Raw genomic sequence first — 16,462 nt, forward strand, 5'->3', positions numbered from 1 at the left:
GAGTCTGGTTTTCGACGCCAAGGCATCGCTCATCGAAACGCCCCCGGGGCGCTAACGCAAATTTTCAACATCTTGGGGATCGGGAGGGCGGAGAGCCACAGCGCGTCGTGGCAAGTGGATGCATCAGGAAGCGGAACGGTAAGCTTTCTTTTTTCGCTGCGCGCCATGGAACGAGCCCAATCTGGACCCGTTGGCTTATGGGACGAGGGAGGTAAGCATGGCTCAGAAAGCAACTCTCACTCCGGTTGGAAAGCATGATCGCCGGGAAGCCGAGAGGCTCGACCTGGAGATGCATGCGCGATTGGAAGCGGGTTTGATCGATACCCTCCAGCCTCCGGCCCGATCAGCGCCACTCAGCCGGCGCCTACCGTTGAGCATCAACACCGGGAAGGCCTATCGTTCTGGCAGGCGATCAAGACGAGGTTCAAGTAAAAGAGCCGCCGCAGCTATCTGGCAGCGCTCAATCGCGATGCCGGCAGGCGGTCAGGGGGCCTTCCATGATCATGCCCTCATGCGCGGCAAGCACCACGCGCCGCGGGGGTAAGCACCATCAATCGCTGCGCAATAGCGGAGAGGCAAACGAGCACAACGAGAAATTAAGAAGGTTCGCAAGCTTCGCGTCGGGCGCTTCACTGCAGAGACTTCGGGTCCCACTGAAAGATAACCTCGCAAACTGGGCCCTTAGCGGTTCGCACTATTATCGACAAGTTTGCGATTGTCCGCTCTAAGCGCAGATCGTCGCGCGCAATTTCAGCTAACGTTCGGGAAGCCTCGTGTCGAGCCGACCCTATATCAAGAAAGAGTTCACCCTCTTCATCGACCGTTACATCATCATCTATGACGATGTCGAAGTAGTAGCGGATCATCGCGCACTCTCCGGTTCGGCGGGAGCGCTATCGGGTCGCTTGCAAGTCTTACACAGCTAAAACGCAATGAACTTAATTAAGCGCGCTGTTCCTGGCCGGTCTGTTCACTTGTGAACCCTTCGAATTTGATTTCTTTGCCTTTTCAGCGTTCGTTGGCCCAGGGAGCAGCGCAGCCAATCAGGAAGTTAATTGCCTACGCGGGCGATCGGAGCGGGGGTCGCGCTGGCCAGCTATGAGCTTGCTGCTACCAGCGGGGCTTTATTTGTTTGGGCTGGAGCACCGGAGCAAATCGTTCAGAAAATGGCGCTGCCCTGACGTCCCCACGACGGAACTTTTCCTGAATTTCCCCATTTTGGCTTGGGATCAATTAGGAGGACTGGACCAATGCCTCGACCTTGGACGCGCTGGACAGATGAAGATGTTTCAAAGCTCAACACCATGGCAAAGAAATATCCCGCAGATCAAATCGCTCGGGACTTAGGCCGCGGGGTTTCTTCTGTTTATACGAAGGCGCACGAACTCGGCATTTCGCTGCGCCGAGTACCAGCACCGGAGACAAATCCATCGGCTCTAGATCCGACTGGCTAAACAGCCCGGACCCGCGGGCTAAACGGATGTGGCGACAGGGTACGGTGAAGTGGTTCAATGCGAAATAAGGGTCAGTGCTCTACAATTTGCAGCACCCGCCGAGGGGACGGCTTGTAGGAGTCGTGGTTTTAATGGCGACGGAATCACGCGAGGAGCGGGACAGTCCCGGCTAAAGGCCATGCGGCGTAACGCCCGTGTGGTCTTAGTCATATGTATAGAAAGACCGGGAGCACACTTTTGACCTATCAAATGGTCGCAGAACGCGGCGACGCCTCGCAAACGCGGGTTGGGGAACCTTCGATGCCTAAAGCATTTAGTTCAGGGTTGCTGCGCGTAAATCGAAACAAAGCAAGCGCAGTCTTGGAGGACCCCATGAATGTATTTCTTTTCTGCGCACTGATATTCGTTTGCTCGTTTGTAGCCATTTGGGCATTTTGGTTTGTTGAGAAACTGCGCGGCGACAGCGCGCCGCAGGTCGTCGATTTGACTGCGCATCGCGCTCGTCGCTAACTAACGAGCCCCATGGCTCCAGCCCGCCCCCGCGCTGGGCCAATTCCTTTGTGCACCGTTATGAGCAGCCGCCGCATGAGGGTCGCGGTCTGTTTGGTGAGCCGTCTCACCACCAACGATGCTGCCCACATTGCGCGCCCCCCCTTGCTACCAAGTGCCTTCCCTTGCCCGCAGCATGGCGGGACAGGCGGGGTTTTTGATCATCACCGAGTTCGGTGACCGGCCAGGGCGGTATGGTCGATCAAGATTGCAGGCGTGCCGGAATATAGCTCTGGCCCGATCTCGCCGCGCTCGAAGTCGGAAATGAAGATGCAGTCCACACACCGCGCGAGCAGCCGGGCGAGGTTTGTCTTCCGCATGGTGTTGAGAAGGGTCCCGAGCGGATAGCCGCCGCAAACTGAGCGGCTTACTCCTTCGGCTGGGAGACCGCCTGCGGCTTGGTAGTGGAGCTTAAACGTTTGACGAGCCGGTCGCGGCTCCAGAGTTCGATATCCTGGCCGTCTACCAGCTGCTTAGCCCACACGATTGCGTCGGCATCGTTCTCACATACGAAGGCACGCGAGCTTTTGATATGACCGTCGTCACCTATCACGTAGGTGCGGTATTCGTTCATTTGGGCGGCTGCGATTCAGGTGACCTAAGCGATTCCTGCATGCGCGCGGCGGTCTCGGCCTCCCGCGCCCTGCGGATGAGCCTCTCACGCTCAATCCCAAGCGGGATGCCACGGGCCTCAACCCGCAGGCGCTTTGCCTGTTCTACCAGGCGCTGATCTAGTGGGGTATCTTGTTTAATACGGCGTCGCTGCATGGCGCGCTCCAGAGCGCTTCCCATCACCTCGGTGGTGTTGAAATATGATGCTGAAAGCCGTCGGAGTCTGTCCGGTACCAGACTTTCGAGTATGCGACGAAAGGCAAAGGGATGGGTTCAGGAACGATTTCCTGCGTCAGAATCGAATCGTCGCTCCCGGGTGAGAAGCCCCCTTGTGCCCCGACCGGGAGAAAACCCCCATTGGGTTGGCCTTTGATGCAGTGTGGCGTTCTCCCGCACCGGGGCCGTTTGCGCCGCTCCATCAGGGGAGCGCCGGTTTCGAACCGTTATCTTTGACAGGATATTCGAAGGCTACGCCCTCGGGATCGTGATCTAGAAACCAGGCCTCGGCTGCGGCCTCGCTCGCGAATACCTGCAGATGGTTGATATCTCCGACCTGCTTGCTCGTATCGACGTAGGCGCGGCCGCTTCGCGGTCGTGATGATGGCGACCGTGCTCGCGGGCTTCTGGAGCCTGATGTCCGGCACGTTCTTCCTGATGACGCTGCGGGCCGCAGGTCTGTTCGCATGAACGCGCGGTTGCCGACGCGACTAGTTCCAACATGATGGCCGCACGGTGTCCGGTTGCCCTGTCACGCGAATGTTCCTATGCGAACAGCTCGACGCCGGCCGGCGTGAACCTCACATAGGTGCCTCTCTCGTGCAGGCACAGCTAGCCGCGCGAGATCGCGAGATCGAGGTCAATCAGTTTGCGTGCGGCGGGCCTCCGGATCGGCGAATGGGCGGTCGGTGCTGAACTTCATGGGGGCTACGAATCCACGTGTGCTTCGTGAATATGCCGGTCGGTTACCGCTGTGCCGATTGCTGCGCCACAGAAGCACCGCGCCTGTCCACGGGTTGCGTCGGCCAGCGGGAGGCCGGCTTTTTACATAGCGTATTTCCATGCTGTCCACGCGCTCGCTGGCGGCGATGTTCGATGAAGTCGGCCTCGGTGCATCGAGGCAGGTATTCTTTCCAGGCAGCCTCGAAGCCGGCCCGCGCCTCGTCGAAACTTGCTGCATGGCCGACCGCGATGTGTTGCCGGGTAGAAGCCGACGTCCCATCTCCATTGCTGGCCTTGACCGGCAGTCGGAGCGTTCGGGGTGGGGGCGGCGTGTAAGGGAGGGCATGACCCATTAAGCGCGCTCGCGGCGTCTAGCCAAACGACTCAGCGCTAGGGTTCGTATCTGTCGGCATACTCGGGATTGCGCTGTATCTTCAGCCGGAGTTGGACAAGCCGAACTGCTTTGCTCGCTTTCTGTACCGCCGTTGCAATCGAGCATAGACAGCTTGGCGTGTTCGATTCAGTTTAACTGCTATCTCGGCGGCTTCCTTTCCGGCATCGAGAAGCTCATCAAGCTTCTGCTCCTCTTCGGAGGTCCAACGCCGTCTCGCTGGACTCGGATCTGTCATTTCTTCGCCTTGGGTTGGGCTTTTGTGGGCGGTGGCGCTGCAGCCTCGCGCTCCAGCCGCTCGGCCTTGAGACGCTCGCGGTTTTTTGAGAACGCCTTTTGCGCGATCTCGTGCTCGGTCATTGCCTTTTCGGCGTCGACTTGGCGGAATGCCTTACGCGCTTCGCGCTCGGCTTTGCTGATCGGCTTCTGTGGTTCAGCTTTGCCCGGTGTCTTCGTCATTTTCTTAGCCTTCAGCCAAGATCTCGACCAGCCGCAGTTTTCCGCAACCAGTGTGGGCGCGCAAGCGATAAGGCGCCTTACGCGTAGGGTTCAAAAGTGAACAGACGGCCCGGAAACGGACGCGCTCAACTAGATCCATTGCTTTTTAGCTGCGTAATACTTGCGTTCCGCCCGGCATGTTGCCGGGCTTTTCGCATGCCAAGGAGCGGCCCAGCCATCAGGAAATTTGTTGCCTACGCGCTCGACCTTAGCGGGATGGCGCTGGCCCGTTATGACCTCGCCGCTACCGACTCGCAAACCGCGGAGCGGGAGGCCCGCCAATATCTTGAAGACCATCCGACCATCGAGATTTGGTCTCACGACCACCGGCGGGTCGCGCGGCTGGTTCGGAAATAGACGCCAAATGAAACTTAGCCGGGCACGCCATGGATCGCAGCACCCTGTACTTCCGACTCGGGATGATCTGTCTGGCCGTCTTGGTGGCGTTCCTTGGCTTTATGATCTTCGCGTAAGGCCACGCAGGATGCGTTACCGCTAAATTGGGGTGATAAAATCCCTGTGCAATGCCGTTGGTCTGTTGGCTCCGCCGAACAACACGGTAACGCCGGTGTTGCTTTGGCTAACCTCAACAACGATCCCTGTCTGCCCGGCCAGATCCGGGCATCGAGCGGCTCCGAGTTCACTCATCTTAAAGCGAGTGCCGACAACCAATCTCTTGGTTTCGTAATCCATTTTTAAAATTCTTTCGAAGCAAAACCGTCTTGGCCAAAATGCAATGCTTCCACCTGGTAAAATGACCAGGTCTTCACGCAGGGACCGAAATTAAAAATGTGTCCTCGGCCACTGTCCGATAGTCGGAAGTTACCTGCAGAGGAGTGAAGCGACAAGTACAATTTGTAATCACGCGAAGAGCCGCACCGGTGCAGGAGCAGCGTTCGCCCAGCCGACTTGGGATCTTCAAATGCTGGAATTGCAGTGCCGAGATTTTCCGATGGTCCAGCTATCACGATTATTTGGACAGGAGCCAGTTTGAACCAAATCACCCGTCAGGAGATGGAAAAATTAATATGACCAAAGGCCCTTAGCTAACGCTGTGCAGGACGTCGAAGTGGGAGATCCCGTCAACACCAAGCAGCACCGCGTCGCCATCTAAACGCAGGCGGGATACATAGGCGGGCATGCTGGAAATGCGAAGCGATTATGCCGCCTCGCGCCCTAACAGGCGGGGCTTTCTTCTTGAGGTTAGGAACGATCCGGCGCCTTAGGAATCGACTCTGCGCTCCCGGGTAGACTCCTCAACCTTAGACCGGGAGAAAACCCCCACTGGGTTGGCGGCCTGCAGCGTTGCACATTGCGCTGGGGCCGTTTGCGCGTTCGCGGTCCGATAAATGTTCAAAAGTGAACTTATACAGGGCTCGAACGCGGCGCTACGCATCGGTTTTTAGCGAGTGTAAGGTGGATCTCGCCCGGGCCGGACAATACACGGACGACCTCTAATCGCAGAGGCCGAGCGTCCCATGGCCAATCGAAAGATAAGATCTGCCGCTGTCTCGTAATACAAGCAGCCGGCGATCATCTCCTCCCTCCATACGACCTGGGGTTAATTCCAGACGTCGGCCGCCGTTCCCAACGGAGGCAAGCGCCGGAACGAATTCCCGGGTCGAGGTCTTGCCTTGCATGGGTCTATATTTTTTTGACATTCAGATAGGGGACCCGCCGCGTTCTGTTACGCCGCGTTCTGTTGATGAGAAAGGCGAGCGCTTTCCAGCCATGCCGCTCGTGTGGAAGCCGGCTTGGCACTTTGCAACTTGGGGCGGGATTTGATGCAGTCTGGTCAGACGGTATCGCAGATCACGATTTGGGTCAGAGACGAGCTTGTAATGCTTGCCAAGCTGGAGTTCCGAATAAGCCGACTGAATTGACCTAATTCAGGGTGCTGTGGCGATTATACTCTACAGAGCTCGTTTCCATCATCGTCGACCACGACAAGGCAACGAGGAGTTTCCCCGAAGCTATCGCATTCGCAATCAGGCGCGTCTTGGCGAATTCTCGCTGATGGCGGACCGAATTTTTCATGCAGTGGGGGCTCCGAGGGCTTTCCAATCCTGAGCCCCAACTGAACGAAAAAGGAATAGATGGCGGGAACGATGGCGCGGCGTGGTCCGGCGTACGAGTTTTTTCGATCTTCGACATATGAAAGTCCTCTATGATGCAGTGCAACATTCGAGGATCCGTTCCGTTCCTATCAGTCCCTGCGTTTATGTGGATCTAGACAAATTTAGCTCTCCCCGTGTGCAATTTTGCAGGGCGCGGATTGGAACAACGGCTGGTTCAACAGGTTCTCCTTGTGCAACGCAACAAGGAACAAAATGCCAGCTGCAACTCAGTCGTTTCGTCCGCCATCTAAGATTCTTATGATGCTTGAAGGGCGGCGCGCTCTCACCGAATTCGGGGCTTTTCTGGTTGCGCTTCCGATTTTAAACCTGGTCCCAAAGGGGGACGGCCATCCGGTGTTGGTGCTACCCGGCCTCATGGCTGGTGACGACTCGACATTACTGCTGCGCAAATTTTTGGAAGGCCGTGGCTACAGGGTTAGTGGCTGGGGGCAGGGGCTAAACCGAGGTCTTCGTGAAGGCGTCCAGGATCGCCTGCTCGATTTGGTGCGTGAACTTAGCGACCTGCACGGTGGAAAAATCAGCATAGTCGGTTGGAGCCTTGGCGGAATCTATGCGCGGGAACTGGCAAAGTTGTTGCCGGATCGCGTTCGTTCGGTGATTTCGCTGGGAAGTCCATTCGGCGGCAGCCCCAAATCCACAAATGCGTGGCGAGTTTATGAGTTCGCCAGCGGTCAATCCGTCGACGACGCGCAGGATGTTGCGGTTGCGCCACCAGTTCCTACGACAGCGATTTATAGCCGCACGGACGGAGTTTGCGCGTGGCAGGGTTGTGTAGAGCAAACCTCCGCTCAGTCAGAAAGCATTGAGGTGGAAGGAAGCCATTGCGGGCTGGCCGTAAATCCAGCCGCCGTCTACGCGATTGCCGACAGATTGGCCCAGCCGGAGGGAGCGTGGAAACGCTTCGATCGCAGTGGCTTGCGAAGCCTTATCTTCCCCGATCCCTCGCTGGGCGAGAAATGAGGAGCACCTGAGCGAAATCTCAGGGCATCCCTGGAAGCAGACGTATGAATTGGGGACATATTGTTAGAAGCGTCGCCGTCGCGATTGGCATCACGTTCGTTACAGCGGTCGTCGCCTACCTTGCTCTGCGGTTTTTCGCGTCGCTAACTTAGGCCAGGTCAATTCGGAGTGGGAGCAGTATGACCGACGAGCATCAAATAAACGCGATCATCGCCATGGCGATACTCGATAGCTTTAGCAACCATCCCGAGCTCAAGGTAGATTCTGAGGAGGCCAAAATAATTGCGAAGCGCATCCTTGGAGCCCTTAGGGATGCTGGCCTTCAAGTCACAGCGACGGAAGTGCCAGCATAGTAATGGGCTTTAATGAGCGATTGCCATAGGGCCGTCGCCGCTCGCGGCGCTCATCGAGCGTCAGTTCGGTCCATTGAGCTGCCGTTTTTTGCGCGCGGCATACTCCTCTTCCCGACTGCTAATTCCGACAGCGATAAGGGAAGCAAAGCCAGCAACGAAAGGCCTGTTAATGCAATTCGAGGTTCTCATCGTCGGCGGCGGACCCGCTGGACTAAGTGCCGCGCTCATCCTGGGAAGGTGCCACCGCAAGGCGCTGCTCTGCGATGAGGGCCGCCAGAGGAATCTAAGCTCGCACGCCATCCACGGCCTGCTCGGAGGGGAAGGGCGGTCGCCGTCAGATTTCCTCGACGAGGCGCTGGAGGAACTCTCACGCTATAAATCCGTCGAGGTGCGCGGGACACGGGTCACCGATATCGTTCCTGCCAGCGAGGCCTTTAAGTTCGTAGGGGATAGATTGAAAGGGAAGGCGAACGTCGTCTTGCTGACGCACGACAGCCTGCAGTTCCTTGCGCCACGGTTTGTCGCCATGCGCGATTCCCTCAAGGCTATGCCTCGCGTGGCTATCGTTGCCGATATCTCGCCCATCACGGTCAACAAGGAAGGCGGGTTGTCCATGATGCAGACGATAATGCTCGCCCATCCGGACATTGATGTCGTCCTTGGCGCAGACACCGTTGTTCTCGGCGCTTTGGCTGCTGTCAGGCAGGCCGGGAAGATGCGCCCCGATCAGTTTTTTGGCGGCATCGATGGAGAGCCGGAAGCGGTCGATGAAATCAAGCAGAGCGGTCCTTACAAGATAAGTATCAGCCTGGCGTCATCTATTTTTGGTTACGCGATGGGTCAGCATGCGGCGGATTGGCTCGAGGGGCGGAGCATTCCGCAGGCGATGGATATCCTTCCGAGCCCGCTGACATTGAGCAATATCTCTCAATACGAAAGTGATCTGGCGAATCCCGGCGCGGTTTACAACGACCCGGCGCGTCGCGATGCCTACCTCAAAATGTACGGAAACATTTGCTACGACTCTCGCGATCAATACGTCAATTTTCCTTGGTCTTCCGAGCGGAGATAAGATTGGAAGCCCGAGGTCAGGGTGTATATCGGTCCGCAGACTCTTTTCGGATCAGCCATTGAGATTATCGCGGTGACCATCGTCGAATGTATAGGTTTCGGTGAAATTTACTGTGCGGCTACGTTGGTCCCGACAACCTTCGGCAACGGTGCTGGCGCCACTATGAAGCCCCCCCTTTTTACGCTTTCCAGTGCGGCCCATCCTTCGAGTCGGCCATTAGAAATTCTTCTGGCACTCTGGCGTAGTTTCTATTGAAGTCCTGATCGTCATTAATTCATTCCCGCTTTCGGCACAGATACGTTCAAGTGAACGAGCGACCCAAGATTTCCAATCGGCAGCCACTCGATAGGTGACATACCTAGCATTTGATGTTGCGTTAGCGGTTAGGCCAGCCCCAACAACCGCGGGAGCTTCATTACAAGTCGACCAAGGGATCGCATGTAGCAGTGGGCAGTCTCAGAGGAGGGCTCCATGAATCGTTCGTACCAACGTTCCTTTGCATATTTTGGAAACGGCAGTACGGAACTCTCCGGGTGAACCTTCGGTGGGTTTGGTGGAGATTTCAACCGAGGATCGTATCCTCCGACTTTCCATAAGCAGCGACGCGGCCAGAGACCTGCAGATAGACCAGCTCATAAGCAACAAATGAGGGCGAGCCGAACGGGACCACCCGCTGCAATGCTTCTTAACAATGGAACGATTGCTACCCCGATTGCTTGATTCTGCACTGCCGGATGCAACGTCCCCACAGTGCATCCGATGTAAAGAGACGGCCCCGGTCGCTGCCCTGCTACTGGGGTCGTTTTTATTTTCTTAGCTCAAGTTTCTTTTCATCGGCACATAAAGTTCGCCGCCCATTTGTACCCCACCTATCCTCGTTTTTAATGACCATCTTCACCCCGCTATCGCTCTTCGTCCTGCCGATCGGTTGAGTTGCCTCGAAATTTCCGCCATCTCAGTCTTAGGCGCTCCCATTGAGTCTCGGTCCACGCCAGAGCTCTAACTAGGGGACTTTGCAAAAGCGGGACATCCCGAGCAACTAACAGGAGCCCAAGGGGTAGCATCCAGATTCCCAGCACGGGTAAGAAGCTAAAGATGCCACCTAGAATAAGCAGTAAAGCGACCGCCAGTCGAGCGGCGAATGACGACGGTTTGCGCAACCAGCGAATGAACTGAGAGACCCTGGTCGGCACTCGCCGGTTGATCATCTCGAAATACCTGTTCAGCTCCGCTTTTGTGGCTGGCATTTTGCTTCACTAGTTACGTGTCGGGTTTACTATCCGAAACGCTCCTGCTGGCGAAACAGCGGCATCCATTGCAGTTAGTCGGACGGAACTAGGCTCGTTCGTCCGCGCGAACCAGCCGCTCCGACGGGCTGGACGAGGTTTATGATCGCACTGCCTGTCACCATTGCCCGGCAGCAAAAGCGGCCTCAGTGTACTCTTCCCGGAGGCTGGGGGCGTCTTTGAGCACTCGGCTTTGGAACCCTTTGTTCCGGCAGCGATTGTTTCGCAGTACAGGAGGCCGACATGGCTCATTGGCGAAGAATTCCAACGGGGTCCCAATTTGAAGGGAATTTACCCGGGTGGGCGCTCGCGCTAGCAGCGCTGGCCGGGGTGTTGTTGGGGTGTTGTTGGGGTGTTGTTGATGCTCTCGATACACGGCGCGCTTGAGGCTTAGGCGTCCACTAGGCGAAAGTAATGTCGATTTTGTTTTCTTTCCGCCAAACATTTACATGATCCGAATCGACGATCAATTTGAATTCAGATGGGATGCCGACCGGGCTCGCAACCGAAAGAGCCGCACCCGTCTCCGACAAGTTGCGAACTGTGCAGTCTATCGCCCCGCCGCCGACTCAATGGTTCCAGCTTTGAAGAAGCGCTTACGCGACGCATGTTCGCTCTAAACCGCTTTACAATATCCATCGTTGATTGGCCACGAGGCTTCATACAAAGGGACCGCCAAAGCGGCCTCTTGGTGTCTCAGCGAGGTTCGAGTTCGCGATCCTCGACGAGCAAGTGCCATTCCGTGACTGGTCAATGAGGGGATAGTGTGAAGGCGCGTGACTACATCACACTCCTCGCCAGCACCCGCACGCTATTTTGGGGGGCCGCCCGGCTGCACGGGCGTGGGGCCCGGCGGCGTTGGCTTGATCGCGGATTCGGGGATGGTGGGAGCGACGTCTGCGCCCGCTTCCTTCGCGGCATTGAAGGTTGTGCCGGGAGGCGTCTGCCGCGGTCGCAGATCAACGATAAGGGTGGTGTGGTTTACCAGGAGCAGGGTAGCGATACCCAGCACTGCCACAATGATCGCAATGACAACTGGTTTTCGCAAAAGCTTAGCCATGTAGAACAAAGGCTTTGAGGCACGTTAGTTCCGGTTCGTACGGAGTCAGGGATTTTCTTACCCACCATCCATAGAGGCTTACGTGGCCGGACGGATCACAGAGCCTAGAACCGAAGGGGCCTCGGGCGGTCACGGTCGCCAATCTGCCGTTATGCCTTTTCAGCGAGCTGAAGCCGCCTGACTTTCACTTTCTCATGATCTAGTTCGGCTAGGGCGAGGCGACGATATCGAACCTCGGGGTTACTCATGGCAATAACTCTACGAAACAAACAATGATCGAAAGGTAGGAAGCGCGCGGGGAATTTGGAGTCCATAGCAGCGGTGAACACGAACATGACGACAACTTAATGCCATTGACTGAAAATTCTTGGAAACTCTGCCGTATCTCTAATATCGGTAGGTGCGCCGCACCACCGACGCCGGCCGGCGGTTCCATCAATATGGTCGCCCCCACGATGGGGCCGTTGGCCGGGACTTTAGAATCCGTCACCGGCGAGCTTCAAGTGCGAAAAACCGAAACTTCGCCGCGCACACGCATGACGGTTCTCTATAGCGAAACCACGTCGCGAATTGGGTCGCAACGTGGTTGATTGCTACGCTATTACTTTGAGGTGCCGCCTTTATTCATCTGACCCATGCCATCCTTCGAGGCACCGCCCTGGTTCATGCTGTCCTTGGCCATACCGTCCTTGGTCATGCCATCCTTCTGCATGCCTGTGCCGGTGGTACCGGAGTTTTTGTTCATGCTGGTTTCCGGCTTGGTCATGCCGGGCTTATTCATATCTGACTGGCCTGCAGCTGGGGCGCCCGTGCTCTGCGCAAACGCCGAACTACACATCAAAGTCAAAGCAGTCGCGATGAGAATCTTCTTCATAGGATTTCCTTAGATAAGAGGTTAACGCTGCGACAACAGCGCCCGTAACTTCCCGTTCCTAACTCTCATTGAAATTCAGAAAAAATACCGCTCGGAAAGCTGAACGTAGGTCGGCCAGTGCCGACCTACGTTTGGTATTCGTGGCCCGTGTCGTGGTTGCAGTTATCCTCATGCACGAGCCGACCGGACTCGGAAGGGCACGAGGAACGCCGCGGGTATGCAGAGACTTCGCCCATCTCGCGGTGACGCCTTCCCGTTGCATGAATATTCCGGCCCGGTATTGCACCGGCTACCTCGTGACATTGATCCGGGCCCCGATGGATTTCAGTGCCTGGTACGAGTTTTCCTCGATGGTCGCTGGTTCACTTTCGACGCCAGGCACAATCACCCACGGATTGGGCGTATCGTGATTGCAAAGGGGCGTGACGCTGCCGATGTGCTTTTCAACCTCCTTTGGTTCCTCCAAGTGGTCCGGTTCAAGGTAATCACCGACGAGATCAAGGGCGTCGAGCAGGACACGAGACTAGTGGCAGCCGTTTGATGCCCTCCGAGATGCCGAGATTAAAACCGCGAGCGTATCTCGCCGTCATCGGGCGCCGGCATTTGTCTCAGACCGTCTTTACGCGGATCAAGAAGCTGCCGCGCAAGCTGCTCGATATAATCCGCACCTGGATCGCCGATACGGGTAATCCCTAGGCATTACGGGCGCGACCAATACTGCCTTCACGCGCGACGGGCCCGACCTCACCCGCCCACCGCGGCGCGATGCTGTGAGATCATAGTCTGGCTGTTCGCGCACCGGCCTCTGAAGACCGGAGACTTTAGACAGTCGCACAAAAAGCCTATAAAATGCGGTACTTTTAACCAACATGAGTACACTCTCTCTGGTTGAGCGAAGGGATCGAACTTCATCTTCCAAACCGAACAGAAAGCCACTGCCGGTTGGCCATCCTGAGATTTGGCTCGATATAGGAGGCACATTCGCCGCCCGCGGACTCTCTCAGTGGCCTTCCACGTCCCGACCGGCCAAATAGCACGGGGAATAACGGCCCATTCCGGTCTGGCGGACTCTCTATCTAAGATTCGCAGACCCTTTGGCGGAGGAAGGGGGATTCGAACCGTTGATAGGGAAGCGAATTCCAGCCCGATCAAGCAACTATCTTGCTCAGAATTGACTGGCTTTGAGGTTTGATTGGAGCGTTGCTGTTGCGACCGGGCGGGCCAAAGCGCGCTTCGGGGTCCTTGCCCTGCCAGCGGTTGCCTAGGTGGGGCTGAGGTGGTGCGGCCGACAGGGTCGCGCAAACTTCAGAGGATACCATGACCAAGCGCAAGTCCAGGCGGCCAGCCGCGCGGAAAACTGGCGAAATCAGGACTCCCGCCCGATCTGCCGCGGGGTCTCCTAAGAGTGCGGCGCGGCCTGATACCAAGCACGCACGCATCATCGCCATGCTGCGGGGACCCGCCGGCGCGACGATTGCCGCCATGATGACTGCGACAGAATGGCAGCCGCATTCCGTGCGTGGCTTTCTCGCGGGTGTCGTACGCAAAAAGCTCGGCCTCAATCTGATTGCCGAACAGACCGACAAGGGCCGTGTCTACCGCATCAGGGATGGAAAGGCATCATCGGTCGCGGCAGAGCGAGCGAAGAAGGCGGCGTGACTCGATGCGGAGGAATCTTCGCAACGGTCGTACCTCGACCAAAGCATCTATCGAAGACGAGATCGCGCATCTGCGCGGTCTCGATCTCAAAGGCCTCCGTTCACGGTGGCTGAGCGAATTTCAGAGACCGCCGGGCGAACACCTGCCGCGGCATTTGCTTTTCGCGATTATCGCTTATCGGATTCAGGCCGCACGCCTCGGCGATTTAGACCACGCGACGATGCAAGTGCTGGATCAGACCGACCCGAAGGAAAGCGGAGCCGCTATGTCCGCGCGCCTTGTCAGTTTCGACCAGAAGCGGACTGAACTGTCACCGGGTACGGTGCTGGTCCGGGAATGGGACCGTCGGTCACAACGGGTGATGGTGATGGCTGATGGCTTTGCCTGGAATGGCAAGACCTACGACAGTCTCTCCAAAGTGGCATTCGCGATCACCGGTACAAAATGGAATGGTCCGCGCTTCTTTGGCCTCAGGGATAAAGAAGACCGGTTGGTCCTGGGAGCACCGTCGTGAGACCTCAGTCGGTCAAACCCGTCCGCTGCGCCATCTACACCCGCGTCTCCACCGACCATGGTCTTGATCAGGAGTTTAACTCGCTCGATGCCCAATACGACGCCGCATCAGCTTACATCAAGAGCCAGGCCCATGCCGGCTGGACCCTAATACGGTCGCGCTATGACGACGGCGGCTATTCCGGTGGCTCGACCGATCGTCCCGATCTGCAAAGGTTGCTGGAAGATATTCGATCCCGGAAGATCGACGTGATCGTCGTCTACAAGGTGGATCGCTTGACGAGGTCGCTGGCGGACTTCGCGAAGCTCGTCGAACTGTTTGATGCGAACGGGGTGTCGTTCGTCTCGGTCACTCAGCAATTCAATACCACGACTTCCATGGGCCGGTTGACGCTAAACGTGCTTCTGTCCTTTGCGCAGTTCGAGCGGGAGGTCACCTCCGAACGGATTCGCGACAAGATTGCCGCCTCCAAGCGAAAGGGACTCTGGGTGGGTGGTCCCCTCCCCCTCGGCTACCTGATGAAAGACGGCAAGATCGCGGTCGTGGAGGACGAGGCCGAACGGGTGCGACTGATCTTCCGGCGTTACCTCGATCTCGGCGGTGTCAATGCGCTGGTGCGGGACCTTCGCGAGCGGAACATTCGCTCTAAAGCCCGACTGCTGGCGACGGGTGCAACCCGGGGCGGCGTCCTTTTCGGCCGTGGCTCCCTGTTTTATCTATTGCGCAACCGCTTCTATATCGGCGAGGTCAAATACAAAGACGAGATCCTGCCCGGCGAGCAGCCGGCGATCATGGACCGTGCATTGTTCGATGCAGTTCAGCAGAAGCTGACGGATCAATGGAGCACTCGATCCACGATCAGAAACGCGAGTGATCATCTTTTGACGGGGCTTCTGTTCGACGACGATAATCACCGAATGGTCCCGACCCACGCGACCAAGGCCGGCATCCGCTATCGCTATTACGTCTCGTTGCCACTCCTCCATGGCGAGTCCAAATCCGCATCGGTGGGATCGGTCTCACGCATTTCGGCTGCTGACATCGAAGAAACCATCATCAAAACTCTCAATGAATACCTCATTGCTCAAAAAGAAAAGCCAGCCTCTGGCTCCGCGCAGGTTGGAGATCGTAAGTTCGTCCTGGAACATGTCGCGCGCATCGACGTGAACAAGGATTGCCTGATCGTTCGCCTTCGGTCCGAAGACGAAGAGGAAATGGTCGACTCCGCAACCGGACTGTCACTATCAATTCCATGGCGGAAGCCTTCTTCCAAGAAGTCCCGGCAAATCCTTGTCCCGCACGGTGTAGCTCCAAATGAAATTCGTCCGACCAGGATCGAGCGACGGGCACGACTGGTCAACGCGATCGCACGAGGCCGTCGTTGGCTTGATGAGATCGTGTCGGGCTCTGTAACCGACGTTCAACGGATCGGGGCTCGGCAAAAATGCAGCGTGCGCCAGGTCAATATGACGATCTCGCTTGCGTTTCTCGCGCCGGATTTGGTCAGGGCTGCGGTCGAAGGTCGCTTGCCACGCGGCCTCGGGGTCGAGCGACTTCGTGATGGGCCAGCGGAGTGGAGCCGACAGTTTGAAGCCCTCGGACTGAAGCCAGGATAAGTTGCGGGCTGGCCGATTTCGCCTTCCTTAAAGCCCTAGGCTTTGAAGGACACCGAGCGTCTTGGCGTGTGGAATCCCGCCGCCGGGAACGGAATTTTTGAACGCGGAGACGGGAGTCCACAATAGGCCCACGAGACCGCTGGTTTCTCCGGAGACCGAGAAAACCGAACAACGCCGTCGAAAATCCCGGCAGAAACGGCCTCTTTCCTGGCACGGACAGTTTCGCCAGTTTGGGACGACTGGATGGTGGGGACAGTGTGGATCAAACTGCCTGCTCCCCACGCAGAGATCGAACCAGTCTCCGAGCTCGAGTCAGGAACGGATTTTTTCACTGCAGAGACAGACCTCGGAATTCGGCTATTTGGCCTCGATTGCAGGCGCAGAGACTGCACTTGACAATAAACTCGGCGGACATGTCTTTGATAATACGGAGGTAGTGCGAGCGTCTCTTGCTCTACACAACCTCCGAGTGTGGGTGGTGGGCGCG

12 protein-coding genes and 3 pseudogenes are annotated in these 16,462 nt (G+C 57.1%); 9 read left to right on the forward strand and 6 right to left on the reverse strand.

All coding sequences use genetic code 11. From position 1 onward, the window contains the following. Positions 1-629: 629 nt before the first annotated feature. Positions 630-866, reverse strand: a complete 237-nt coding sequence (locus JQ575_RS28300; RefSeq protein ID WP_212036497.1) for a DUF6894 family protein — start codon at positions 864-866, stop codon at positions 630-632. Between the two features lie 960 nt (positions 867-1,826). On the opposite strand from JQ575_RS28300, the gene JQ575_RS28305 reads away from it, so the two are divergent. Then, entirely contained in the window at positions 1,827-1,964 is a 138-nt protein-coding gene (locus JQ575_RS28305; protein WP_212036498.1) for a hypothetical protein, read from the forward strand. A gap of 406 nt (positions 1,965-2,370) precedes the next feature. Here the strand turns inward: JQ575_RS28305 and JQ575_RS28310 are convergent, their stop codons facing one another. Then, complete coding sequence (locus JQ575_RS28310) at positions 2,371-2,577, reverse strand: hypothetical protein (protein ID WP_212036499.1); 207 nt, start codon at positions 2,575-2,577, stop codon at positions 2,371-2,373. Between the two features lie 620 nt (positions 2,578-3,197). Between JQ575_RS28310 and JQ575_RS46590 the strand changes: the two are divergent. Then, positions 3,198-3,302: pseudogene (locus JQ575_RS46590) on the forward strand (DUF6949 family protein); the annotation flags it as partial. An 877-nt stretch (positions 3,303-4,179) separates the two neighbouring features. Here JQ575_RS46590 and JQ575_RS28315 read toward each other — a convergent pair. Beyond that, complete coding sequence (locus JQ575_RS28315) at positions 4,180-4,404, reverse strand: hypothetical protein (protein ID WP_212036500.1); 225 nt, start codon at positions 4,402-4,404, stop codon at positions 4,180-4,182. Positions 4,405-4,938: 534 nt separating this feature from the next. After that, positions 4,939-5,136 (reverse strand): hypothetical protein, encoded by a 198-nt coding sequence (locus JQ575_RS28320; protein ID WP_212036501.1) that lies wholly within the window; start codon positions 5,134-5,136, stop codon positions 4,939-4,941. A gap of 1,637 nt (positions 5,137-6,773) precedes the next feature. Between JQ575_RS28320 and JQ575_RS28325 the strand changes: the two genes are divergently transcribed. The 3 genes from JQ575_RS28325 (at position 6,774) to JQ575_RS28335 (ending at position 8,966) form a co-directional block, all read left to right on the forward strand. Beyond that, on the forward strand, positions 6,774-7,541 hold the full coding sequence (locus tag JQ575_RS28325; RefSeq protein ID WP_212036502.1) for an alpha/beta fold hydrolase: 768 nt from the start codon (positions 6,774-6,776) through the stop codon (positions 7,539-7,541). A 179-nt stretch (positions 7,542-7,720) separates the two neighbouring features. Further along, positions 7,721-7,894 carry a hypothetical protein gene (locus JQ575_RS28330; protein ID WP_212036503.1) on the forward strand — a complete coding sequence of 58 codons (174 nt, stop codon included), beginning with the start codon at positions 7,721-7,723 and terminating at the stop codon, positions 7,892-7,894. 169 nt (positions 7,895-8,063) lie between these two features. Beyond that, positions 8,064-8,966, forward strand: a complete 903-nt coding sequence (locus JQ575_RS28335) for a substrate-binding domain-containing protein (RefSeq protein WP_249166945.1) — start codon at positions 8,064-8,066, stop codon at positions 8,964-8,966. 1,687 nt (positions 8,967-10,653) lie between these two features. Here the strand turns inward: JQ575_RS28335 and JQ575_RS44980 are convergent. Both JQ575_RS44980 and JQ575_RS28340 read right to left on the reverse strand, forming a co-directional pair. After that, positions 10,654-10,826: pseudogene (locus tag JQ575_RS44980) on the reverse strand (PilZ domain-containing protein). Between the two features lie 1,087 nt (positions 10,827-11,913). Continuing rightward, entirely contained in the window at positions 11,914-12,186 is a 273-nt protein-coding gene (locus tag JQ575_RS28340; RefSeq protein WP_212036504.1) for a hypothetical protein, read from the reverse strand. A 180-nt stretch (positions 12,187-12,366) separates the two neighbouring features. Here JQ575_RS28340 and JQ575_RS28345 point away from each other — a divergent pair. From JQ575_RS28345 to JQ575_RS28360, 4 genes and pseudogenes are all read left to right on the forward strand, one after another. Next, positions 12,367-12,727, forward strand: a pseudogene (locus JQ575_RS28345) (transglutaminase-like domain-containing protein); the annotation flags it as partial. Positions 12,728-13,503: 776 nt separating this feature from the next. After that, a complete protein-coding gene (locus JQ575_RS28350) occupies positions 13,504-13,845 on the forward strand; it encodes a DUF3489 domain-containing protein (protein ID WP_212036505.1) in 342 nt (113 codons plus the stop codon). A 4-nt stretch (positions 13,846-13,849) separates the two neighbouring features. Then, positions 13,850-14,359 carry a DUF2924 domain-containing protein gene (locus JQ575_RS28355; RefSeq protein WP_212036506.1) on the forward strand — a complete coding sequence of 170 codons (510 nt, stop codon included), beginning with the start codon at positions 13,850-13,852 and terminating at the stop codon, positions 14,357-14,359. Further along, positions 14,356-15,975 (forward strand): recombinase family protein, encoded by a 1,620-nt coding sequence (locus JQ575_RS28360; protein WP_212036507.1) that lies wholly within the window; start codon positions 14,356-14,358, stop codon positions 15,973-15,975. The genes JQ575_RS28355 and JQ575_RS28360 overlap by 4 nt, the downstream gene beginning before the upstream one ends. The last annotated feature ends 487 nt before the right edge of the window (positions 15,976-16,462 follow it).

This window comes from Bradyrhizobium sp. JYMT SZCCT0428 (genome assembly GCF_018131075.1).
GTDB lineage: Bacteria > Pseudomonadota > Alphaproteobacteria > Rhizobiales > Xanthobacteraceae > Bradyrhizobium.